General features: G+C 44.5%; 19 protein-coding genes. 13 read left to right on the top strand and 6 right to left on the bottom strand.

Features of this window, described 5'->3' with window-relative positions:
* Positions 1 to 88: 88 nt before the first annotated feature.
* Complete coding sequence (locus tag BK026_RS18960; protein ID WP_071817331.1) at positions 89 to 3,037, bottom strand: TonB-dependent receptor; 2,949 nt, start codon at positions 3,035 to 3,037, stop codon at positions 89 to 91.
* A 455-nt stretch (positions 3,038 to 3,492) separates the two neighbouring features.
* On the opposite strand from BK026_RS18960, the gene BK026_RS18955 reads away from it, so the two are divergent.
* From BK026_RS18955 to BK026_RS18925, 6 genes are all read left to right on the top strand, one after another.
* Positions 3,493 to 4,197, top strand: a complete 705-nt coding sequence (locus BK026_RS18955) for a hypothetical protein (RefSeq protein WP_071817330.1) — start codon at positions 3,493 to 3,495, stop codon at positions 4,195 to 4,197.
* A gap of 432 nt (positions 4,198 to 4,629) precedes the next feature.
* Positions 4,630 to 6,189 (top strand): 2-isopropylmalate synthase, encoded by a 1,560-nt coding sequence (gene leuA / locus BK026_RS18945; protein ID WP_071817328.1) that lies wholly within the window; start codon positions 4,630 to 4,632, stop codon positions 6,187 to 6,189.
* Positions 6,190 to 7,287, top strand: a complete 1,098-nt coding sequence (gene leuB, locus BK026_RS18940; protein ID WP_071817327.1) for a 3-isopropylmalate dehydrogenase — start codon at positions 6,190 to 6,192, stop codon at positions 7,285 to 7,287. It begins immediately after the preceding gene.
* A gap of 9 nt (positions 7,288 to 7,296) precedes the next feature.
* The gene (gene leuC / locus BK026_RS18935) at positions 7,297 to 8,697 is read left to right on the top strand and encodes a 3-isopropylmalate dehydratase large subunit (protein ID WP_071817326.1); all 1,401 of its coding nucleotides are present in this window, start codon (positions 7,297 to 7,299) and stop codon (positions 8,695 to 8,697) included.
* Between the two features lie 3 nt (positions 8,698 to 8,700).
* Positions 8,701 to 9,306: a 3-isopropylmalate dehydratase small subunit gene (leuD, locus tag BK026_RS18930; protein ID WP_071817325.1), complete on the top strand. Its 606-nt coding sequence runs from the start codon at positions 8,701 to 8,703 to the stop codon at positions 9,304 to 9,306.
* A 346-nt stretch (positions 9,307 to 9,652) separates the two neighbouring features.
* On the top strand, positions 9,653 to 10,849 hold the full coding sequence (locus BK026_RS18925) for an HD-GYP domain-containing protein (protein WP_071817324.1): 1,197 nt from the start codon (positions 9,653 to 9,655) through the stop codon (positions 10,847 to 10,849).
* Positions 10,850 to 10,924: 75 nt separating this feature from the next.
* On the opposite strand, the gene BK026_RS18920 is transcribed toward BK026_RS18925, so the two are convergent.
* A complete protein-coding gene (locus BK026_RS18920) occupies positions 10,925 to 12,073 on the bottom strand; it encodes a general secretion pathway protein GspB (RefSeq protein WP_071817323.1) in 1,149 nt (382 codons plus the stop codon).
* A complete protein-coding gene (locus tag BK026_RS18915) occupies positions 12,066 to 12,977 on the bottom strand; it encodes an ExeA family protein (protein ID WP_071817322.1) in 912 nt (303 codons plus the stop codon). Before BK026_RS18915 ends, BK026_RS18920 begins: the two co-directional genes overlap by 8 nt.
* Before the next feature lie 154 nt (positions 12,978 to 13,131).
* On the opposite strand from BK026_RS18915, the gene BK026_RS18910 reads away from it, so the two are divergent.
* The 7 genes from BK026_RS18910 (at position 13,132) to BK026_RS19900 (ending at position 19,896) form a co-directional block, all read left to right on the top strand.
* Positions 13,132 to 14,280, top strand: a complete 1,149-nt coding sequence (locus tag BK026_RS18910) for a CCA tRNA nucleotidyltransferase (protein ID WP_071817321.1) — start codon at positions 13,132 to 13,134, stop codon at positions 14,278 to 14,280.
* A 149-nt stretch (positions 14,281 to 14,429) separates the two neighbouring features.
* Positions 14,430 to 15,656 carry an ATP-dependent RNA helicase SrmB gene (gene srmB / locus BK026_RS18905; protein WP_071817320.1) on the top strand — a complete coding sequence of 409 codons (1,227 nt, stop codon included), beginning with the start codon at positions 14,430 to 14,432 and terminating at the stop codon, positions 15,654 to 15,656.
* Positions 15,657 to 15,876: 220 nt separating this feature from the next.
* The gene (locus tag BK026_RS18900) at positions 15,877 to 16,479 is read left to right on the top strand and encodes an XTP/dITP diphosphatase (protein ID WP_014948475.1); all 603 of its coding nucleotides are present in this window, start codon (positions 15,877 to 15,879) and stop codon (positions 16,477 to 16,479) included.
* Complete coding sequence (gene hemW, locus BK026_RS18895; RefSeq protein ID WP_071817319.1) at positions 16,472 to 17,611, top strand: radical SAM family heme chaperone HemW; 1,140 nt, start codon at positions 16,472 to 16,474, stop codon at positions 17,609 to 17,611. Before BK026_RS18900 ends, hemW begins: the two co-directional genes overlap by 8 nt.
* Before the next feature lie 257 nt (positions 17,612 to 17,868).
* Positions 17,869 to 18,621 (top strand): exonuclease domain-containing protein, encoded by a 753-nt coding sequence (locus tag BK026_RS18890; RefSeq protein ID WP_071817318.1) that lies wholly within the window; start codon positions 17,869 to 17,871, stop codon positions 18,619 to 18,621.
* Between the two features lie 78 nt (positions 18,622 to 18,699).
* Complete coding sequence (locus BK026_RS18885) at positions 18,700 to 19,122, top strand: hypothetical protein (protein WP_143142147.1); 423 nt, start codon at positions 18,700 to 18,702, stop codon at positions 19,120 to 19,122.
* 174 nt (positions 19,123 to 19,296) lie between these two features.
* Entirely contained in the window at positions 19,297 to 19,896 is a 600-nt protein-coding gene (locus BK026_RS19900; RefSeq protein WP_071817316.1) for a PEP-CTERM sorting domain-containing protein, read from the top strand.
* A gap of 310 nt (positions 19,897 to 20,206) precedes the next feature.
* On the opposite strand, the gene BK026_RS18875 is transcribed toward BK026_RS19900, so the two are convergent.
* The 3 genes from BK026_RS18875 to BK026_RS18865 form a co-directional block, all read right to left on the bottom strand.
* The gene (locus BK026_RS18875) at positions 20,207 to 21,001 is read right to left on the bottom strand and encodes a YggN family protein (protein ID WP_071817786.1); all 795 of its coding nucleotides are present in this window, start codon (positions 20,999 to 21,001) and stop codon (positions 20,207 to 20,209) included.
* A gap of 257 nt (positions 21,002 to 21,258) precedes the next feature.
* Positions 21,259 to 21,795: a DUF1566 domain-containing protein gene (locus BK026_RS18870; RefSeq protein ID WP_083575131.1), complete on the bottom strand. Its 537-nt coding sequence runs from the start codon at positions 21,793 to 21,795 to the stop codon at positions 21,259 to 21,261.
* Positions 21,796 to 21,797: 2 nt separating this feature from the next.
* Positions 21,798 to 23,531: a DUF1566 domain-containing protein gene (locus BK026_RS18865; protein WP_071817315.1), complete on the bottom strand. Its 1,734-nt coding sequence runs from the start codon at positions 23,529 to 23,531 to the stop codon at positions 21,798 to 21,800.
* Positions 23,532 to 23,586: the final 55 nt, after the last annotated feature.

Below are 23,586 nucleotides of genomic sequence, written 5' to 3'. Positions count from 1 at the left end.
AAGCCCTGACGTTTGTCAGGGCCAATGCACACATCACAACCACACCATGTGATCTTAGAGTTTATTGCCGCATGCTGCGGATATTAATTTAGAATCGGTAATTGGCGCCTACCGTAATTCTTCGGTCGGTCAAGCCTTGGAAGCATAGGAGCGCACCATCGTTAACACAGTACTGCTCCACCTCAGATTCTGTAATGTTTACCGCTTCCACACCAATGTTTAGATTCTCGTTAACATCATAAGTTACACTTGCATTAAGCTGACCACGATCCGCTTGTACTGCTGGGAACCCCCATGGGAAGCTCGATGTACTGCCGAAGTCATCTGTACGATATGCCTCGCGCCAGGTATAACGCATGCGAGCTGATAAACCATATTTTTCATAGTAAAGCGTTATGTTGTATGCGTTCTCTGATAAATTCAGCAAGCCTTGAACGGCAGTGACTTCTTCATCGCTACCTGTCGTTGCTTTGAAAACACTTCCGGCTCGAGAAGTGGCTTTATTCACTTCCTGACCACCCGAGAACTCTTGAATGGTATAGTTTGCTAACACACCAAATCCTGAAGCCCAGCCTAGTTCCGATTCGAAGCTTGATAAATCATATTGAACAGCAAACTCAATACCTTTTTGCGTTGTTTCTGCCGAATCATTAATTTTTGTTTCTGTTCCTACACAGACACCCGTACCAAGCTCAGGGCCAAACACGTTAATGTCTGCGATAGGGTTAAAAATACCACCACCTTCGCAAGGGTCGGTTAAGTCTCGATAACCCGTTACAGGATCTTCAACAGGCGATACGATTTGGTCAACGAATAGGTTTTTACGCGTTTTGTGGAAAATGCCTACGCTAAACACACTTGCTTCAGCGAAATACCATTCAGCAGCCAAATCATAAGATGTCACTTCTTCTGGCTGCAAATCAGGGTTACCAAAAGAAACATTCGGATTGGGGCTCGTACTAAACGTAAACGAAGTAGAAAGGTCATCAAAATTAGGTCTACGAATATCTTTACCCGCACCAAACCTTACTACTACGTCATCTGCAACGTCAGCCACAATATTCAATCTAGGTAAGAAGAAGTTGTAATCTGATGTTGAGCTTATTCGAGACACAAGGTCGCCATCTGGGCCTTTTGTTACCGAGTTACCTACTGAGTCTATATCAGTTTGTACATATCTCGCACCGAAGTTGCCTCTGAACATCTCATATTCAAAATTTGCTTGAGCATAGAGCGCGTGCGTTGTTTCCTCTATATCAAAAAAGCCTGACGAACTAGACGTAGGGACAGAAAGGGTTTTACTTGAGCCATGGGTCTCCATTGCATTTTGGAGCACTTCAAGCACGTAATCAGGATTAGAAGAAACGAGCTCAGGATCGATAAGTAAAAAATCTTTTACGTATAACTCTCGACCATCAGCATCATTAAAGTTGTCGGGCCCAGCTACAAGTACTTCTGAAAATAAGTTTCCTCGTGGGCTATCAGCCATTGTCCTATTGCCAACGCTAGTACCTACTTCTTGCATCATGCTACTAGACTTGCTGTAGCGATAACCAAAGTCGATAGATGTGATAGCTGTATCAACAAAATAAGTTAAATCAACCCTAAACGCATCTTCAGAGTTTTCTACTTGGTCTCGACCGATATTAACATCGCGTAATACAACGTTTGCAGGATCCAATAGCTGTTCTGCTGTGGGTGCTAAGTCTGCCCCTTCAGCAATGCCGAATGTCAAAGCGCCACCCGTTAAGTCATATTCAAATGGAACGCTGTTGTCATTACCCCCTCCGGCATCAAGTGGCGCATTGGGGTTAATAAAGTTAAGTGTCGTGTTAAAGCTTGGTGTAGTAGTGTCTGATGAGGATGATGCCACTTCAGCAAATACGCTCCATTTTTCACCCTGCCATTCACCACCTAAGCGGAAAATTTCACTTTTCGTCACACGTGAATTTGTATCACTTGAAAAGCGCAGGTTAGGATCATCATCATCGTTTTCAAGATCGACAGGGATAACACCGCGAAGTGCTGCTTTAATCGACCCTAGATTTGTGCCACCTAAAGAACCAAAATCGATGGTTTCAAATTCATCTGGTACAGATACATCATTAAGTGCACTTACGCCTGATGCCTGAACACGCGAGCTCTCTTGTAAACGTTCTTGATCATTGATAATTGCGTCAAAGAAGAACTTAGTATTGTCGTTAGGCGCCCACTCAATAGTGCCTACGAGGTTTTTTGTTTCGTATTCGAAGTTGTCGTAATCTTGAACAAAGAATTGAATAGGTAAAAAGTCAAAAGACTGAGCACTTGCAACACCGCTGTCTGATGCAATTAAGTTATCTCTGTCTGCTCGAGGACGAAATGCCGTTACGTCTTGTTGTGCATAGCTACCACTAACGACAACACCAATAGTACCGTGTTCGGTATCCCAGTTGTCACCAAACGTACCCGAGATTCGAGGTTGAAAGTTACTATCAGTCGTTAAACTACTGTTTTCACCCTGAACGCGAAACGCCGCGAGCTGTTCACTAAGCTGTAAAGGTCGAATAGTCTTAAGGTTAATTGTGCCACCCACTGAACCTTCAATGGTTTTGGCATTGGGCGATTTAGTCACTTCCAAGCCTGCAATAATGGCGGCGGAAACATCTTCAAAATCAATACCGCTTCGTCCCGCGCCAGAGCCTACGGTTGAAACACCATTGATTTCTGTTCGGTTAGCATCGGTACCACGAATTTGGACGCCCGTACCAACGCCAGCTTCCCGTGTAATCTGTATACCGGTAATATTTTCCAACACTTCAGCTAAATTTTGGTCAGGCAACTTACCAATATCTTCGGCTTCTATCACTTCCACTAGATTATTTTGGTATCGCTTTTCGTTAAGCGCACTGGCAAGTGAGGCTCGGATGCCAGAAACTTCAATTACTTCAACATCTTCTTTCGATTTTTGCTGCTCTTGCGCGCTTGTCGGTGCCGTTAAACTGAATGCAGAAGCTGACAGCATCGCAAGGGTGATTTTTGATAATTTGTGTCCCATGTGTGTTTCCTTGTTAAGGATTTAGAGATAACCAACAAGCTCATCCCTTACCACTTAATTGATTGCAACATACTCCGCCTCGCAAAAAGGTCTTACAGTTAATTTACAAGGTCGTTACAAAAGTAAGACAACTTGTAACATTGGTCAACACAAAAATACAAATTATTATTGAATAATTAGTACCATTTGGCATTACCAAAACATATTACAAACTTCAAAAAAACACACAAAATATGATTTGTCGTTGCAAAACAGCGAGTTATTAAAATAAATAAAAATTTAAAGGTACTAACCATTGACAAAAACCACATAGCCAAATGCAAAAATTGGTAATACACACCTATTGGCAAATAGTTTTAATTAGGAGTACGAAAAGGTTTTCTTAACTGAATATGGTAGTTTTAGTCAATTCTTGATACGGTTAATTATCGTTCTAATATTTAGCTTGATTGGTAATGGCTTCAGAGAAAACCACTTCTCGAACTCAATGCGGTTTTTTTAGTGAATCGGGAGAGTTAGGCGGCGATCACGCTCGGTTCACTGAAATTTGTACAGCGCTTTACGAAAGAGCGCTTTTTGCCCTTTCACACGCTGATACAGCTAACACATCCTTATTGCAGCGTCGGTTAGGTGGCCTGCCTTATCATGTAAGGAGTGTGGCCCGCTTTATGGTTTCGCAAAATCAAACGACCTCCCCGCTCCATGTAGATACTCATAATGGAAGTTGGATGTCTAAACAACCAGCGAAGTGCCCAGGGCTGAAGAAAGACGAACAAGCATGCACTAATTGGTATCGAAAACACGCGGAATACGGACTTGTAGTGCCCGTGCTTATAGAAAGCCTGGAAGGTTTTACTATAGAACTTGACTCGATTGACATGTTCAGTCACGAACGAGGGCAAGTTCACCTCAACAAGAGCGGCTGGTTTTATTGTAACGGTAATCCTACCGCCCCTCATTCGCAAGCGGACACACCCACCCTGCTTACAACAATGAAGCATACGCTTCTTAAACCAACGAAAGCCATTTTAATGAGTGCATGTTGCGGCCACGTGTGGAGCCACAAAACGAAAAGCTCTCCTCGTTCGCTGTCGATAAGAGAAATGCGCCTGAGTACAGAGATCAATTGGAAGACATTCACATTGCCAATCAAAAAGTGAATAAAAAACCGATTTAGTTAAATATATTCCCATAAAAAAACAAATCAAAAAGAAGCAACATTAGTACATACATCCTAATAAAAGTTTAACTCTTCTGACTTCACGGCGAATTCGCACTGTTTTACGAATTATCTAGTTCTTTCGCACAGAAAATTAGGATAATCATCCTAAATAACTAAAAAATGTGATTTATACATCAAAAATATACTCATTATTGTAAACAATGGTTGACCTCTTCATGTCACATGGGTACATTGTGGCCATCAACTTGGTCAGCAAAGAAAAATCGGCAAATGCGTATTCGTTTTCTTCTTCTATCTCTACTCCTTATGGCAGCAAGACTGCACGGGTAGATTGCGACCAGCGATTTAATTTCACAAAAACCCGTGCAAAGCACGGGTTTTTTTTTAACTATTCAACTGAGAGAGCGTCATGACAAATCAAGTGAAGATCTTTGATACCACATTGCGAGACGGTGAGCAGGCCTTACCTGCAAGCCTAAGTGCCAAAGAGAAACTACAGATCGCACTGGCGCTCGAGCGATTAGGCGTTGATATTATTGAAGCAGGTTTTCCGGTATCTTCGCCGGGCGACTTTCGCTCTGTACAAATGATTGCCAAAGAGGTGAAAAGCTCGATTGTTTGTGGCTTATCTCGCGCGTTGCCAGGTGATATCGATGCCTGTGGTCAAGCGTTGAGCGTTGCAGAACAGTTCCGAATTCACACTTTTATCGCTACATCTGAAATCCACGTGGGTGCCAAGCTTCGCAAGTCTCAAGACGAAATTGTCGAGATGGCGGTAAAAGCAGTTAAACACGCTAGGCAATATACCGATGACGTAGAATTTTCGTGTGAAGACGCCGGTCGAACCCATATCGATTACTTGTGCCGAATGGTTGAAGCCGCTATTAGCGCTGGCGCGACGACGGTAAATATTCCAGACACTGTAGGCTACACCACGCCTACAGAGTTCGGCGGTATTATCCAGCAATTATTTAATCGCGTTCCCAACATCGACAAAGCGACAATCTCCGTTCACTGTCACAACGACTTGGGCTTAGCCGTTGCAAATTCATTGGCAGCCGTTGAGCAAGGCGCCAGACAAGTAGAATGCACGATTAACGGTATTGGCGAGCGTGCCGGTAATGCATCGCTTGAAGAAATTGCCATGATCTTACAAACCCGTAAGAACATGTTGGGCTTTGAAACTAACATTAATTCGACCGAAATATCGCGCACATCTAAGCTAGTCAGCCAGCTTTGTAATATGCCGGTTCAATCAAACAAAGCGATTGTTGGCGCTAACGCGTTTAGCCACTCATCCGGTATTCACCAAGATGGTGTATTAAAAGCGCAAAATACCTATGAAATTATGACCCCTGAAAGTGTGGGCATTAACAAGAACAACTTGAACCTAACCTCTCGCTCTGGCCGCCATGTAATCAAGCACCGCTTAACTGAGCTTGGTTATAAGGCTGAAGACTACGACTTAGAAGCAGTGTATGACGCCTTTTTGAAGCTAGCGGATAAAAAAGGTCAAGTATACGACTACGACCTTGAAGCATTATTGTTCTTCGATAAGCAAAAGCACGACCAAGCACACTTCCAGTTGCTTTACCTTCAAGCAAACTCAGGCCGTGAAATAATTCCGAGCGCCACCGTTAAAATGAAAGTAGGTGCTGAGGAAATTACCCAATCAAGCATTGGAAACGGCCCGGTAGATGCGGCTTATAAGGCCATTATGTCTATACTTGGTCACGAAGATTTAGAAGTTGTCGACTTCAAACTAGATTCAAAAGGTGAAGGTGCCGACGCTTTAGCCCAGGTTAGCGTTATCGCCACATATAAGGGCCGCCGATTCCATGGGATTGGCCTTGCTACTGATATTGTAGAAGCCGGCGTTAAAGCCCTTATCTTTGTATTAAACAACACATATTTGGCCGATCAAATTGATCAGCAAAAAAATCAACAAGAACGCGTTGCAGGAGTATAAATGAGCCAGTATTCAATTGCCGTATTAGCCGGAGACGGTATCGGCCCAGAAGTTATGCAGGAAGCCAATAAGGTTTTAGATGCTGTTGAAAAGAAATTTAGCGTTACCCTAAACCGTACTGCATATCCTGTGGGTGGCTACGCCATTGATACGGAAGGCGAAGCGCTCCCTTCAAAAACGTTATTGGGTTGCGAGCAAGCCGATGCAATTTTGTTTGGCAGTATCGGTGGCCCTAAGTGGGACACCTTGCCGTTAGAGCAACGTCCTGAGCGAGCTGCACTGCTTACCCTTCGCAGCCATTTTGACCTGTTCAGCAATTTACGGCCAGCTCGCATTTACCCGGGCCTTGAAAGCCTGTCTCCCCTTCGCGAAGACATTGCTAAATCAGGCGTCGACGTTTTAGTAGTTCGCGAATTAACCAGCGGAATCTATTTTGGTCAACCAAAAGGCCGTGAAGGTGAAGGCGAAGAAGAGTTCGCCTATGACACTATGCGCTACAGTAAGCGTGAAATTCGCCGTATTGCGATTGCGGCATTTGAAGCAGCGCAGAAGCGTCGCGGTAAAGTGACGTCGGTAGACAAAGCTAACGTACTGGTAACCAGTCGTTTGTGGCGTGAAATTGCTGAAGAAGTCGCAAAAGATTATCCCGATGTAGAGCTAGACCACATCTATATCGACAACGCCACTATGCAGATTATGAAGAACCCAGCGCAGTTTGATGTAATGCTGTGTTCGAACCTATTTGGCGATATCGTTTCTGATGAATGCGCCATGATGACAGGCTCTATGGGATTGTTGCCATCGGCAAGCATGAACGAAGAAGGCTTTGGCCTATATGAGCCAGCAGGCGGTTCAGCCCCTGATATTGCCGGTCAAGGCATTGCTAACCCTATCGCACAAATTTTATCAGCCGCCATGATGCTGCGTTTCAGCATGAACTTGAATGATGCTGCCGACGCTATTGAAAAGGCAGTAGTGGCAACGCTAGAAGCAGGTGTACTTACAGGCGAGTTACTTCCTTCTGACAAACGCAGCCAAGCGGCAAGCACGTCACAAGTGGGCGATGAAATCGTTAAACAATTAATGGCGCAGGAGTAAAACAACCTCATGGCCAAGACCTTATATGACAAAGTGTGGCAAGCCCACATTATTGACCAAATCGGTGAAGACAGCTTAATTTATATCGACCGTCACTTAATTCATGAAGTAACGTCACCTCAGGCATTCGCTGGCCTTAATGAAAAAGGCCGTAAAGTACGACGCCCTGATCGCACGGTTGGCACCATGGATCACAGCATTTCAACCCGTTCACTGGCAATTGATGCCTGTGGTCCGGCGAATGCGCTTCAGCTACAAACCTTGGCAAAAAACTGTGAAGAACACGGCATTCAGCTATTTCCAGTTGGCCACCAGAAGCAAGGTATTGTGCACGTTATGGGCCCTGAATTAGGTCTAATTCAGCCTGGTATGACGGTGGTGTGTGGTGACTCACACACTGCAACCCACGGTGCATTTGGTGCGCTGGCATTTGGTATTGGTACCTCTCAGGTAGAGCATGTATTGGCAACGCAAACGTTGAAACAAAGCCGCGCGAAAAGCATGCTTATCAACGTAAATGGCAAGCTTCCTGTTGGTATTACCGCAAAAGACATTATTCTTGCCATTATCGGCAAAATTGGCCACGCCGGCGCTACTGGCCATGTCATTGAATATGCAGGTGAAGCTATCCGCGGTTTAAGCATGGAAGAGCGCATGACGGTGTGCAACATGAGTATTGAAGCTGGCGCGAAAGCTGGTCTTGTTGCACCAGACGAGAAAACCTTCGCCTACCTTGAAGGCCGTGAATACGCACCTAAGGGTCAAGACTGGGAAGACGCTGTCGCTTATTGGAAAACCCTTTACACCGAAGAAGGCGCAACCTTTGACACTGTGGTTGAACTTGAAGCGGCAGATATCGCGCCTCAGGTTACGTGGGGCACTAACCCAGGCCAGGTTATTGGCGTAAACACACCAGTACCTGCCCCTGAAGACTTCAGTGACCCGGTTGAAAAAGAGAGCGCAGTAAAGGCGCTTGAGTATATGGGGTTAAAACCCGGTGAAAAGCTTGCCGACGTTGCAGTAAACCACGTATTTATCGGCTCATGTACCAACGGTCGTATTGAAGATATGCGCGCAGCGGCACAAATCGCCAAACGCGGTAAAGTCGCCGAGTCAGTTACCGCGATTGTTGTTCCAGGGTCAGGTAATGTAAAGCGCCAAGCAGAAGCTGAAGGATTAGATAAAATCTTTATCGATGCTGGTTTTGAATGGCGTTTGCCAGGCTGCTCTATGTGCCTTGGTATGAATGACGACAAGCTAGTGGCAGGCGATAGATGTGCCTCTACCAGTAACCGTAACTTTGAAGGCCGTCAAGGCCGTGGTGCGCGTACTCACTTAGTAAGCCCAGCAATGGCTGCCGCTGCGGCAATTACCGGTCGCTTTGCTGACGTTAGAGATTATCAGGAGTAAGTTATGTCTGAACAAGGTTTTACACAACACACAGGCATTGCTGCGCCGCTTGATCAGGCCAATGTCGATACTGACCAAATTATTCCAAAGCAGTTTCTAACCGGCGTAACACGTGCTGGCTACGGCAAACACTTGTTCCACGACTGGCGCTACTTGGACTTAGAAGAGAAAGAGCCAAACCCAGCGTTCGCGCTGAATAAGCCTGAGCACAAAGGTGCGAGTCTGTTGCTAGCTCGCGAAAACTTTGGCTGTGGTTCAAGTAGAGAACACGCGCCGTGGGCACTTGCAGACTTTGGGTTTAAAACGGTTATTGCCACCAGCTTTGCTGATATATTCTACGGCAACTGCATTAACAATCAGCTAGTTCCCGTTGCGCTATCTAGCGAACAAATGGACGCTTTGTTTGCTGCAGTGAAGGCAGCCCCAGCAACGAAGATCACCGTTGATCTTCCAGCGCAAACGGTAAGTTTTAACGATACAAGCTTCAGCTTCGAAATTGCTGAGCATCACAAAAACAACCTTATTAAAGGCTTAGATGCTATCGGTCAAACCCTTGAACTCACAAATGCTATAGAAGCCTTTGAAGATAAACAGCCCGCATGGTTGTAACAGCGAAGTACTTTGCGCTTTAAAAAAGTCCTTACATAAGACATGGGTGCTGTCGCAAGATAGCACTCTGTTTATTTCTCCCCTCCATGCCTCGAACCTAACTTTGCATCAAGATGCCCATTACCGTTTGGTATAGAGAATATCCGTTCGCCTGATTTGAAATATAGGCAACTTCTCGGCACATTTACACGTCACACCTTCCCTCGCGACTTCGTTAATCCTTTACTCGCGGGCTCTAGCTATACTAAAGGCTAATAAACTCCTCACTTTTTTCACTGGAATATCGTACTATTCATTCCTATTGTAGTAACAGACGATGGCAACGTTGTGCCCCACAGGAGAGATAATGTTAGAACAGGTACCCATTGATGATCTACAACCAGGAATGTACGTCAATCAAGTACTTGAGCAAACAGGCTCACTTAAAATGCGGTCTAAAGGCATTGTAAAAACCCAAGCCATTATTAACAGTCTTAAGTCCAAAGGCATTCTCATTGTTGAGGTGGACCTTGCGAAGTCAAAGCTGCCCGAGGCAGCTATGCCACCCGAACCAACGGTAGAAAAAGAGTCTGAAGAGACTAAGCCGGTTGTTAAACCTGTCGGTCGTGATTCAATTAACGAAGCCAATGAGCTATATGACAGCGCACTTACCATACAAAGCAGCTTTTTGAAGTCGCTTAAAAACGGCGCGGTGAAAGATTTATCGCCGATGGAGTCGCTGTCTCACAGCCTCATTGAAAGTGTTTTCGACAATAAAGATGCGCTGAGCTGCCTGACTATGATTAAAAATACCGACCAGTACCTGCTTGAGCACAGTATTAATTGCAGTGTACTCAGCGGTATTTTCTGTGAGTTTCTTGGCTATGACAGAGATACCACGGAGCAAGTGAGTTTAGGTGCCCTGTTGATGGATATCGGGATGTCTTCCCTGCCAGACGAAATTCGCAATAACACAGGCGAATTTTCCAGTGATGATTGGGAAGTGATGAAAACCCACGTTGAAATTGGTGCAGACCTTGTTGAACAGTGTGGCGATATTTCTGACCTATCGCTACGCATCATTGAAGAGCACCACGAGCGCGTTGATGGAAGCGGCTACCCGAGAGGATTGGTTGGTGACGAAATCTCAGAGTTCGCGCGTATTGCTGCCATTGTGGACGCATACGATGCCATGACATCTAACCGTGCTCACAAAAACAGTATCACGCCTACTCAGGCGCTAAAGCGACTAAAACAAACAGAAAACTTAGACCAAGGGCTGGTTAAGCAATTTATTCAGTGTATTGGCGTACATCCAGTTGGCTCATTGGTCCGTCTGCGAAGTGGTAAGTTAGGTATCGTCAGTAAAATAAACCCCGATGACCCAGTAAGTCCGCATGTTATGACCTTCTATAGTGTCACTTCACAACATTTTAATGAAGTGAAGCGCATCGATTTAAGTTTGTATGACGATGAGATTGTGTCAGGCGTTCGCCCCGAAGAGTTTAGTTTGAACTTACCCAAGTTTTTTAAAGACGTATTTGTTAACCAAATGCCTCTCTAGGTATCAACACGTTTGATAACATACTGAATAAAGGAGGTTCAGCGCACCGGTTCGTGTCATTGCCATAATGTGTTATTACCAGTCGGTCAGCGCTGCCATGGTAAAAATTTCGTCTTCGAACAACAGTACTACACGACGCGCTTCAATGTTTACGATTTGCACTCGGTCGTCAATCCAATCACCTTCCACCAGCTGTTTCCCATTTACGTTAACCCATCGATCCGCGGGGCGTGAAGCATACATATGTGCACTAAAATTCATCGTAGGAAGCCGTGTAAGAAGACGAACAGGCAACTGATCCACTCTGGGCAACTCATCTCTTACTGCTACCTGCGTCTGTGACGTTTGTTCCTCAACCTGTCCATTTTGATCGAGAGCTTCAACTGCAGCATTAAACCGAGCAATAAGCTCAGGAGACACCGCTACCTCTGGCTGTGTTGTGTTTTCGTTCAACACCTTGCCTTCGTATTCTGCAAGCGCCTCAGTGGGTCGTGAAGAAGATGATGACGAGGACGCCGGTAGCGATGCTGAAGAAGGTTGCGATAGCGGTGGTGGTGAATATTGCTCGTTATCGCTTGCTTTTTCAGTGCCCTTGTCATCCGCGGCTGTTGTTAATACCGTTTGAGTGTTGCTATTGTTATCGACGGACGCCGTCGTTTGGCTATTGTTTGGCTGCTTCTCGGTGTCGCTTGTTGTCTCATCACTATTGCTTTGCGTCAGTTCTTCAGCGGTGCTTTTATTGGCATCTGCTATCGGCGCATCTTTTTTAGCCGTTGCCTGAAGCGCATGAGTTACTGTCGGCAACCAATGTTGCGACGTTGCTGCAACAAAGCCAACACCCAATCCGCTAAGGATAACGAAGGCGAGAAGCATATTTTGCTTGATGTAGCGCTGCCAAGCAGAAGGCAATCCCTCGACGGTTGGTAAAAACAAGCTTCGGTTAAACCGCTCGCTTAACGACTTATCAAATTTGGCTGTTGTATCATGTTCACCACGGATAAGTGCTTGAGTTTGGGTCCTGTGATGAACAGCTGGTGCAATCTCCACGGTTTGCTCAGGATCTATTTCTACCTCTAGCACCCCCATTTCAGATAGCCCCTGTACCATGGCATCACTTGTTACCAAACCGGCCTTTTTAATTTTGACAGGACCGTTCTGCTTGGTAATTTGAACAATAACCATACCGGGCGTTAAGCTTTCAATGGCCACCAAATTATTAGGCATACATGACTCCTAACCCGTAACCACAGGCAACAGCCAAAAAGAATGCCGATACTAAAACCCACTTTCGTTGGCTTTGCACGCGCTGGCTTACTACATCCTCACCTAAAATTTGCTCTGCGGCTGCAAGGAAAATAGTTTTTTGAACCACCGGATGCTGCTTAGTAAAAGACAAGGTCAATGCACGGTCACACAGCAAATTGATCACCCGTGGAATACCTCCGGTAATTTGATGCACTGCGCGAAGCGTGGACTTACTAAAAATACTGATATCACCTTCGGCCACGTTCAAGCGGTGCGCGATATAGGCATTAACCTCTGGTGCGGTTAATGGAAGTAAGTGATAGCGAGCAGTGATCCGCTGGGCTAATTGGCGTAACTCATTGCGTTTTAATAATTGCTGAAGTTCAGGTTGACCTATCAGCACCACTTTCAGCAATTTTTCGCGGTTGGTTTCGAGATTAGTTAATAGTCGAAGCTGCTCAAGCACTTCAGGCAGTAAATGCTGTGCTTCATCTACCATTAATACCGAATTAATCCCCAATTGGTGATTTTCAGCAAGCTTAGCAAGAATTAAATCAGTAAAATACTTAAGGCTTGCCTGCTCGGTTGTATAGGCCACCCCTAATTCATCGCAAACCGTGGCCAAAAGCTCTAGCGCAGACAACGTGGGGTTAATGATCATAGCAACTTGCGTATTGTTAGGCAGCTGCTGCAATAACTTTCGGGAAACCGTGGTTTTTCCCGTGCCTACTTCTCCGGTAAGCATTACAAAACCACCACTTTCTCTAAGCCCGAAGGTCAAGTGTGCCAATGCTTCTTTGTGCCTTGGGCTCATATACAAGTAATCGGGGTTAGGCGCAATCGAAAATGGATTGTCATTGAGCCCGAAATAATTCAAATACATGGTTGATAAAGCGCCTATCAATTCGTTTCTTTACGACAAGTAAACTACCAGACACCACACTGAAGTGAAAGGCATAACGATGCAGCTACAGATTTTATTGTTAACATTGCTATACTACACGCTTTCGCTAAAAAATTTCTGACATATAAATAGCATGCAAATATATCTCGTTGGTGGCGCAGTGCGTGACGCACTGTTAAACAGAAAAGTTGTTGAACGCGACTATGTCGTGGTGGGCGCCACACCAGAAGAAATGCTCAGCCAAGGTTTTACCCAAGTAGGCAAAGACTTCCCGGTTTTTTTACACCCTAAAACGCAAGATGAATACGCACTTGCTCGCACAGAGCGTAAATCAGGAAAAGGTTACACCGGTTTTGTGTGCGATGCATCAAGCTCGGTCACGCTAGAAGAAGATTTGCTACGCCGAGACCTTACCGTTAATGCGATAGCGCAAGATAACCTTGGAAACCTTATTGACCCCTATGGTGGTAAAAAAGATTTAGAAAACCACCTACTTCGCCATGTATCTGCAGCCTTTAGTGAAGACCCGCTTCGGGTATTTCGCGTTGCTCGGTTTGCCACCCGCTATGCTTATTTGGGGTTTACAATCGCCACTGAAACCATGGCGCTTATGCAGTCTATGGCGCAAAGCGGCGAGTTAAGCACGCTAAGTGCTGAGCGGGTATGGCAAGAAACAAAGCGCAGCCTTTTAGAGAAAACACCCCATGTTTTTTTCACTGTATTACACCAAGCCCATGGTCTTAATGACTGGTTTGCTGAGCTTGAAAGTAACTTAGATACTGCTCTGGCAACGTTGAAAACGTCGGTAGATTTAGAAAAGGTTCAAAACGAAAACCTTGCCAAAAGCACTGATTTAGAAACCGCTTCACTGATAACAAGGTTCACATCCCTGCTCACTCACCTTAATGAAGAGGAAGCAAAACGTTTGTGTAGCCGTTTGAAAGTGCAGAACCAAGTTAGTGAAATTGTCAGCCTTGCCTGCAAATATAAAGACTTCCTTTTAAATACGCAGAACTCGCCCGATGATTTGCTCACTTTATTTAACGGCTGTGATGCATGGCGAAGAGAGGAGCGATTTTCACTATTGCTTAGCGCTTTTGCACCTTATGCTTATAACAAGGGCGTAGATTGGCAACACCAACAAAGGCGCATTGAAAATGCGTTAGCAGCCGCCAAACAAGTCAATGTGCAAGACATCATTGCCACCGGCGTTAAAGGCCCTGAAATAAAAGACGCGCTTAACCTGGCAAAGCTTGCTGCCATTGCTTCGACAACTGAATAGTTCTATACCCTAAAGGCCATTACGTAAGTCGACTTTTTCGTTTTGGTAAAGGTTAACCTGCGGTGTGCGAATTTAACGCCAGTTTTTCTCAATGTTTTGGTATAGCAATGCTACAATACGCCTCATTCATTTAGAGCGTTTTTTATACTATGACTTTCGAAGAACTCGAATTAGACGAAGCACTGTGTCACGCAGCTGCCGATATGGGGTTTGAAACCCCAACTAGCATTCAAGAACTAGTTATCCCGCATGCGTTGGATGGACGAGATATCTTGGCCTCTGCTCCTACAGGTACGGGTAAAACAGCGGCTTTCTTATTGCCTGCATGCCAGTTTTTACTTGATTATCCGCGCAGGCAGCCTGGTGCTACACGTATTTTGATCCTAACGCCTACCCGCGAGCTAGCGCTACAGGTTTACGAACAAGCCCTAGCAATAACAAAGCATACACAGATTGTGTGCGGTGTAATAACCGGTGGTATTAACTACGGTACCGATAAAGAAACCTTAAGCAAGAATCTCGATATTCTTGTGGCCACGCCAGGTCGTTTGCTTGAGCATATCGAAAAAGAAGCCGCAGATTGCCGTGATATCGAGTGCTTGATCCTTGACGAAGCTGACCGCATGTTGGATATGGGTTTCTCAACGGTAGTTAACCAAATTGCTGCCGAAGCGCGCTGGCGCAAGCAAAACCTACTGTTCTCAGCCACGTTAGAAGGTAAAGGGGTTAAAACCTTCGCCCACGACATTCTTAACAACCCTGAAGTTGTGGAAGCGAACCCGTCACGCAAAGAGAAGAACAAAATTCATCAGTGGTATCACCTAGCTGACGACATGAATCACAAGCAAGCTTTGCTGGTGAATATTTTAAAGCAAGAAACGACAACGTCAGCGGTTGTGTTTGTGAAAACCCGTGAACGCCTGCAAATGCTAAAAGATTTCTTAGCTTCAAAGGATGTTCCAGTGTGCTGGCTACAGGGAGAAATGCCACAAGACAAACGTATTGCAGCGCTAGCCCGTTTCAAAAGTGGTGAAGTACCTATCTTGCTGGCAACGGATGTTGCTGCCCGTGGTATTGATGTGCCCAACGTAAGCCATGTTATTAACTTTGACATGCCGCGCAAAGCCGACGTTTACGTTCACCGTATTGGCAGAACCGGCCGCGCTGGCGCCAAAGGTACAGCTATATCGTTGGTTGAAGCCCACGATTTTGACATGGTAGCCAAAACCGCACGTTACATGGGCGAGCCACTGAAAGCTCGCGTTATTGACGAGCTACGCCCTAAAAACAAAACACCTAAGATTGGCCCCAAAAAGAAAAAAGTGAAGGCCAAAGACAAAGCAAAGGCAAAAGCTAAGCCTAAAAAGAAAAAGTAAAACTTGAGCACGTAGAGGGTGAGTGATGCGATGGCCGAAGGTTGGGAGTGGCTTTCGCAAACACGCGGTAAACACATCCATGTGCGCTCCGCTGCCGCATCCCTGCGGCAGAGGGTTTGCTCAAACCACTCCCAACCTTCGTCCTGAATAACCTAAAGTAACCCGATAAATGTGTTCGGGCTTATTTCGGGAGCAAAGAAAAAACGAGGAGTCTGGCACAATGAAATTCCCAGAAAAAATTGTTTTAGCCACAGGTAATCAAGGCAAGGTACGTGAGTTTGCATCTTTGTTTGCAGATTACGGTGTAGACGTTGTGGCGCAAAAAGAATTAGGTGTATCTGATGTGCCTGAAACAGGCACAACATTTGTTGAAAATGCCATTATTAAAGCGCGTCATGCGGCACAAGTAACAGGCCTTCCTGCTATTGCTGACGACTCAGGCTTAGTGGTTGACGCCCTTGGCGGTGCACCCGGTATCTATTCAGCCCGCTATGCTGGCGCTGATGCAACTGATGATACCAATATCGACAAGCTATTAGCTGCCCTTGATGGCGAAACCCAGCGTAAAGCGCACTTCTTTTGTACCTTAGTGTTTATGCGTCATGCTGACGACCCAGTGCCATTAGTTAGTCAAGGCAAGTGGCAAGGCGAAATTTTAACTGCTCGCTCTGGTAACGACGGTTTTGGTTACGACCCGGTATTTCACGTGCCAACTCATGGCTGCACAGCTGCAGAATTGGAAAAAGCCGAGAAGAACCGCATTAGCCATCGCGGCAACGCCTTAGCGATTTTGCTTGATAATATGAGAGCGACTTTTGCGTAATCCACCGCTTAGCCTTTATATCCACATTCCTTGGTGTGTTCAAAAGTGTCCGTACTGTGATTTTAACTCTCACGGGCTTAAGTCTGATTTACCCGAGAAAGAATATGTGGCGCACCTGCTGGACGATTTAGCCATTGATGCCAAACGTATTGGCGACCGCCCTGTCGAGACTATCTTTATAGGCGGTGGCACGCCCAGTTTGTTTTCAAGCGAGGCCATGGCTGACATCTTAAACGGCGTAAAAGAGCGGGTTAATTTGAGCGACACTGCTGAAATAACCATGGAAGCCAACCCAGGTACCGTTGAGGCAGGTAAGTTTGCGGGCTTTTATCAGGCAGGCGTAAACCGAATATCGGTGGGCATTCAAAGCTTTCAGCCGAAGCATTTAAAAGTGCTAGGCCGTATTCACAATGAAAGCCAAGCTGAAAATGCGGTAAAACAAGCACACAGTGCGGGGCTACCCACGTTTAATTTAGATCTTATGCATGGTCTACCTGAGCAAAGCGTAGAGAATGCCATGTCAGATTTAAAGCAAGGTATTGAGTTAAATCCCTATCACCTGTCGTGGTACCAGCTTACTATCGAGCCAAACACGCCTTTCTATTCAAAACCACCAGAGCTACCTGACGAAGACATTCTGTGGGAAATACAGGAAAAAGGCCACAGCCTTCTAGAGCGTGCGGGCTATCACCAGTACGAGATTTCAGGCTACGCCAAAGCAGGCCATCAATGCCGCCATAACCTGAATTACTGGCGCTTTGGCGACTACTTAGGCATTGGCTGTGGTGCCCACGGAAAGATTACCGATGCCGCTAATGGCACTATTCATCGTACCGTAAAAGTGAAGCATCCAAGAGGCTACATGGAAATGAGCCGACCGTATTTAGATACGCAAACGCTGGTAAGTAGAGACGACCTGCCGTTTGAGTTCTTTATGAACCGGTTTCGTTTAGTTGAGCCTTGCCCGATAAGTGATTTTAATGACTTCACAGGTACTGAATTAACAGATGACGTTAAGCGCGCCCTGTCTGATGCTCATCAACAAGGGCTACTTTCTATTTCAGATAGTCACTGGCAAGTAACCGCAAAAGGCCGTCGATATCTTAACTCTCTGCTTTCTTGTTTTGTATAGCCGTTTTGTCGAAACACAAAATGTCTAATTCTAAAAAAAAACTGCTCGTATGCGGGCTATTGAGTCAACTCGGAGCTACTGTTTTACAACAGTGGCTCTTTTTATTCTACACCACTGAAAAATAACAATTAAATTTATTCTGTCGTTCACTTGTTACTACAAAATCATCGAAATAATGTACGATTAGCTAGTTTTTTCAATGGGTTATTTAAAACGCGCTAAAACCTCCTATAATATTATTTATTGGAGTAGTTATTATGACGAAATATGTCTTCTTAGATACGGAAACAACAGGTTTAGATCCCCTCCAAGGTAACCATCGAATTATCGACCTAGCCTGCATTGAATATGAAGATGCTGCTCCTACTGGTTGTGTGTTTAACCTCAAAATTAATCCTGAGGGAAAAAAGTCTGTTAAGCGAGCTTTTCAGGTTCACGGAATCCTAGATGAAGACTTAGTAGATAAACCTACCTTTAGCGATATTCATCAACAATTCATTGAGTTTATTAGAGGAAGTCACCTTATTATCTTCAATGCCGCGTTTGATTTAAGATTTTTAAACGCAGAGTTAAATCGCGTTAACTATACTTCAACCATTTCCGATATCTGTGCAGAAGTTACATGTACAATGGAATTTGCAAAAGAAAAACTTGGTGTTAGAAAAATCAGTCAAGATGCCGCTTGCTTGAGATACGGTATTGATATTTCAAGTCGAACAAAACACGGTGCGTTGCTTGATACGACTTTGTGTGCCGAGTTATTTATCAAATTACTTGATGAGACAGCGGAGCCATTAAAATCAACGCCACAGCAAAATAAACATTCACCAACAAAAGCGATACCCATCCCAAGAGCCTACAAGAACAAAGAGACAGGTTCATATACCCAGCTTAACTTTTGTAAAAATCCAGAATGTGAGAATTTTGGTGTTGTGGCAAAGAACTCAACGTACAAAGCCAATAGTGAGCTTAAGCGCCGATTAGGCAAGCACAACTATCAAATAGAGTGAGAGTAGGTAATGCCAAATCAGAATGGATAATAAACTAATAGCGAATCGCGTTTAGCGTTGATGTTGCCTCTGGGTGATGTGAAAGAAATGAACCAAAAGTTGATTGCAAAATGCTTGGCAAGCGCATCACTTTATGGTGTTGATAATTGGTTTCAAATCCTACGAAGACACATTAACTTTTTAGAAAGGCCAGTTACCAGTGCCACCAATGCAAAGCGTTGGAATGCCTATGCAGGTTACAACTCGGAATGGATGGCAAAGCTTATCGAAATCAAACGTGTTTACTTTAATTATTGCATGACCAATGAACGTACTATCAACCGCAACTTTTCTGGTAATAACAAACCTAAACCTTCCACTCCAGCGATGCGGCTTGGGTTAACTAGAAAAAGATTTACCGCAGAAGATATGTTGTCTTTTAGCCTCGATAAAATACGAATGGACGAAGTGTATCGTAACAAAACCGAACATCTACCAAGCATCATGAATAACCGGTTTTAGTGTCAGGTTATTTTGCAAAGGCACTAATCTTAAATTATAAAAATTCACTAACCTATTGTTTTTTCTTAACTTACCTAATTGGCATACTGCGTGCTACATAACCAAAAAATATTTTTTATAGCTTTATTAAATACCTTCCAACCTCGATGGAAAGGTATTAAAAGGAAAATTCAAATGAAAAATAAATTTTTAAAAGGCTTAGTGGCTAGCGTTGCTTTGGCTGTTAGTGGATTAGCTAATGCTGGATTAATAACATTTACTCCATCAGGAACATCAACAGTGTCTCAAGGTACAGATTTGTATTGGGATATGCTTTCAGATGCGACCTCAACTTCATCCTTAGGTTCAGTGGGTGAGTTTTTACTTACGGGTCATGGTGATTTCCATTTTAATAACGCTGTTGCTGATATGGTTAATATTGGTACAGGAACTGGAGGCTATCTATTTTCATTGGGAGAAATGATAGGAGCAAGTAGTAACTGGAGTAATACTGACTTTTTTGTTGGAACAACAGATTACGCAGGAATAATGAGTTTCGGTGAATCTGGCATATTTGGATTATCATTTCAACTAGCGGGTCAGACACACTATGGCTGGGTAAATATTTCTGAAAATGATAGTGGAACACAAAGCATTCTCGGTTGGGGATATGAGTCAGTTGCAGGAAGAGCTATTGCAGCAGGTGTTACTGATGTACCAGAACCAACAACGCTTGCAGTTTTTGCTCTAGGTTTAATGGGGTTAGCTTCTCGTAAATTTAAAAAACATGCTTAACTAGAGCTTCAGACTTAAAATAAAGCACTGATCGAAATGGTCAGTGTTTTTTGATATATGAAAACGGAAACTTACGGTCAAACCCTCACACTCGTATTCAAATCACTAAAATAACTTACTGAAAAAATTAGCTAATCGTACATTTCTGAGTTATTCATACACTTCTGCTCGGTTCAATTAGCATTGAAAAATAAGGAAAAAGTTTCCTAAAAGCAAAAAGCCACTTTGTTATTTCAACAAAACGGCTCCGAATTCACTAATAGCCCGGCTCGTATGGCAGGCTTTTTTAGAACAGCTGATTTCTAACGCATTAGTTAGCGCTATTGTCGTGCAGCGTAATAATATTATAAGGCTTAAAAGCAGGTACGCTTGCCCTCAGGTTTTCTTCGGCTACATCCAGCCGTTTAAGTTTTTCGCAGAACCATTCTGCTTTTTTGCGCAATGTTGTGGCTTTGTCGCCCACATCAAGGCTATCGCCCACGTTGTTTAGTTGACGGGTAATTTCAGCGACTTTTTCTTGGTTTACCTCTCCCGCACCAGATGTTATGCCACTGATAGCAGACAAAATTCCACCAACAGAAGTCGATATCGCCTCTTCTAATTGAGCTTCTATTTCACTGTCAACAAACTCATCTACGCTCTCGAGTGATCCAGGTCCAATAAAATAGTGATTGCTTGCATGCCTAAACTTATCTTTTACGCGGTGTCTTACTCGCTTCATTGCAATATTCAGGCGTTCATAGCTGTCGTGATCGCTTCCCACTAAACCAAGATAAACATGCTCAATGGTATCTATTGCCAAATCTACACCTTCCGTAGCAAGCACTATCATTTTCGGAACAACATAATGGAGACCTGACGAATATTCTTTTAGCCAACCTCGCTGCTCGTCGTTAAGCGTCTGCCAACGACCTCCAATAAACAGCTGCGACTGTTCGTTGATTTGCACAACAGTGCGAGTCTTGTCCATTACGCGTAACTGCTTATGATTCACGGCCAGTCCGTAAGCAAAATCAATATTGCACGTGTATTCAGCAAATGCCGAAGATTGAACACTGGCGAACAGTGAAAGAGTGAGGAAGACTGCCTTAAGGCATTTTACTATGTTCATATAATCATTGTGGCTAGCTTATGGGCAAATAAAAAGCCATCTTGAGTCTAACGTGCCAAAAATCAGGTTGAATTTTTCGCTTTGATAAAAAAATAGATAAAACATTATATCGCGTGTTAAAACGCGGGGAAGCGAGGACATGAAACACTAGACGAAAGACTAAGGCATAGGGACAATTTAGCGCGTGTTGCCCGTTGGGTTTTCACAGAAATGGACAACACGTGCTAGCTTATAGTCTATTTATTATCGAATTACTCGTCGCTGAAAGTACGTACTAGTCGCACGTAGACAAATCGTTCTTTTTCCTTAATCGAATGGCTAGCATTAAAAAATGCAACCACCCACGCGCGGTCCGGATCATCTACCGAAGGAGTAGATGTCCAAAAGTCGTCTGAAGGGGTTGAGGGAAATAGCACACTATTAATCGCCGGGCGAACACAGCTGCGCTCAGTCAACGTCGCTAACTCTTTAACATTGGGAAGACGCCAGCCCAACAAATCTTCGTTACTTGCCCTAGCGGCAAGTTGCAATGCTTCTTGCCACGTGTACTTTACCGCTTCTCCATTACAGGTTGTACCATCCCAACTTTGCCCTTCAGCGCATCGCTTCCAAATCAAGTCAGACGTATTATCAAGCAAAGCATCCGTTGAAATAGACTCAAAATTTTCAGTGGGCGTAGTTGTTACGCCTTCCGTGAGGCATTCCTGCGCATTTGCAGACACAGAAGTCATAATAGAAGCAGCACACATTAGTGTCGCTGCCAAATTGCTGTGATTAAATCTGATCATAATTAACGCCCCGCTCTGACTAAGCGAACCTTTCCAGCAGAAGATTTATTTAAAAAATTGTCCACACCTGAATTGAAATCCAATGCCCAAGCATTGCGCGCGTCATCACTACTTACACCATCTGCGCTTGGTACTGACGTCCAATACCACAGCGGTTGGGACGAAAATACCCCTGTATTAGGAAAGTAGTCATCATCAATTGCCGTACTGTCTCTCAAACCTAAATGCATTAAAGAAAACAGCTCTTGATGGGTAGGCAATCGCCAATCATAAAACCCACAAAGCCCTTGTGTATTAATGGCCTCAACATATGCCGATGTATTACATGTATTTAAAAGGCAGCTTGCGTTTGTGCCTGCTTGATCACCGGCAAACCCACCATTATTCTCTTCGCTGTACCATGTGTAAGTGAAGCTGTTATCTTGCAATGTTCCGTCGTTGGTTTTCACTTCCCACACTAGTCCTGTTACGTTATCTCTAACGCACGACCACTGCGCAACATCTGCATCTTGCTCATCACCATTAGCATTTAAACGAGTAAAATCGAACCCCGCTTTGCCTCGCCCAGCCTTTTCAATAAAGCCGTTCTTATCTATTACATCGGCACCCTTTTGACCATCTTGCCCAGGAAAGTCATTTTGCTGTGCTAGCGTAAGCGCACTGTTTGTTGCCTGTTGCAAAACACCGGTATCGTTCAATAAAGGCGTTGGCATAGGACGAATACGCACGTTAATGGTGTCTTCAACACTGTTTCCGTTTGGATCGGTTACCGTCAACGTATAAGCAACCAATGTCGCTTCCTCGACTAACGGTGCTACTGCAAATGTCGAAAGTTTGGTGTCATCGTCAATAGTTTGCCCCGTGTCTAGCGATGAATTTGTACTTTGTTCCCACAAAAACGTTAGGTCACTAAACGCTGCCACACTGCTGCTTGCACTTCCCTCCAAAATAATAATTTCACCGCTAAAAACTGACTGAGAAAAACCAGCATCTGATATGGGAAGAGTTTCTGATTCGGATTGCACGGTAAGCGTTACTGTTGCTGTGTCACTCGCTCCCTCGCCATCAGTCACTTCTAATTGGAAGGTGAGCTGCTGAGAGTCAACGGCAATAGGCGTGGTAATCGTCAATGTTGAAAGGTTTGTGTCAGCGCCAGCAATGACATTAACACCACTGGTTTGCGACCAAGTGTACGTATCTATTGCGCCACCGGCACTATCTTCATCGCTGCTTGCAGTACCATCTAAAATAACCTCAACGCCGCCGGGAAAAACGCCTTGCTGTAAGTTATCCCATTGGGGTATGTCAATGATTGCCTGAGGAGCAATATTTACTGGTGCAACAGTAATTACTACCGCATCACTTGCGGTATTACCGCTTTGGTCGTTGACTGATACGGTTAACGTATAGCGGGTTGTCGCATCTACCGATGGTGCGACAAAGCTAGCGGCAGATAACGTTGTATCTGCGTGCGTTATCGCAAGAGCAGGAGACGAACTCCAATTAAAGGTATAGCTGCTATCCCCTCCACTAGCGGTTGCACTTAAATCGACTGTGACACCTTCTGTAACCGTTGTATCTGCGCCAGCATTAACCACTAAGACAGCTGAGTTAGTGCCTCCTGAATCACTGCCACCACCGCAGGCACTAACCAAAAAAACTGCAGCAAATATCATTGCACCGCGTCGAATAACAAGCGGAAAATAACGAGATATCACATACAGACAATATTGCATAAAAACTCCCGGCGCAGCTAACAGTTAGCTGCACGAACAATAGCTAGATAAAAAG

Origin of the sequence: Alteromonas sp. V450 (genome assembly GCF_001885075.1) — a bacterium.
GTDB lineage: Bacteria > Pseudomonadota > Gammaproteobacteria > Enterobacterales > Alteromonadaceae > Alteromonas.
The sequence above is the reverse complement of the archived record's forward strand: the minus strand, read 5'-3'. Positions and strand labels throughout refer to the sequence as shown.

Coding starts and splice junctions, on each gene's coding strand:
- BK026_RS18960 (WP_071817331.1), bottom strand. CDS start 3,037: ATGGGACACAAATTATCAAAAATCACCCTTGCGATGCTGTCAGCTTCT.
- BK026_RS18955 (WP_071817330.1), top strand. CDS start 3,493: ATGGCTTCAGAGAAAACCACTTCTCGAACTCAATGCGGTTTTTTTAGT.
- leuA (WP_071817328.1), top strand. CDS start 4,630: ATGACAAATCAAGTGAAGATCTTTGATACCACATTGCGAGACGGTGAG.
- leuB (WP_071817327.1), top strand. CDS start 6,190: ATGAGCCAGTATTCAATTGCCGTATTAGCCGGAGACGGTATCGGCCCA.
- leuC (WP_071817326.1), top strand. CDS start 7,297: ATGGCCAAGACCTTATATGACAAAGTGTGGCAAGCCCACATTATTGAC.
- leuD (WP_071817325.1), top strand. CDS start 8,701: ATGTCTGAACAAGGTTTTACACAACACACAGGCATTGCTGCGCCGCTT.
- BK026_RS18925 (WP_071817324.1), top strand. CDS start 9,653: ATGTTAGAACAGGTACCCATTGATGATCTACAACCAGGAATGTACGTC.
- BK026_RS18920 (WP_071817323.1), bottom strand. CDS start 12,073: ATGCCTAATAATTTGGTGGCCATTGAAAGCTTAACGCCCGGTATGGTT.
- BK026_RS18915 (WP_071817322.1), bottom strand. CDS start 12,977: ATGTATTTGAATTATTTCGGGCTCAATGACAATCCATTTTCGATTGCG.
- BK026_RS18910 (WP_071817321.1), top strand. CDS start 13,132: ATGCAAATATATCTCGTTGGTGGCGCAGTGCGTGACGCACTGTTAAAC.
- srmB (WP_071817320.1), top strand. CDS start 14,430: ATGACTTTCGAAGAACTCGAATTAGACGAAGCACTGTGTCACGCAGCT.
- BK026_RS18900 (WP_014948475.1), top strand. CDS start 15,877: ATGAAATTCCCAGAAAAAATTGTTTTAGCCACAGGTAATCAAGGCAAG.
- BK026_RS18890 (WP_071817318.1), top strand. CDS start 17,869: ATGACGAAATATGTCTTCTTAGATACGGAAACAACAGGTTTAGATCCC.
- BK026_RS19900 (WP_071817316.1), top strand. CDS start 19,297: ATGAAAAATAAATTTTTAAAAGGCTTAGTGGCTAGCGTTGCTTTGGCT.
- BK026_RS18870 (WP_083575131.1), bottom strand. CDS start 21,795: ATGATCAGATTTAATCACAGCAATTTGGCAGCGACACTAATGTGTGCT.
- BK026_RS18865 (WP_071817315.1), bottom strand. CDS start 23,531: ATGCAATATTGTCTGTATGTGATATCTCGTTATTTTCCGCTTGTTATT.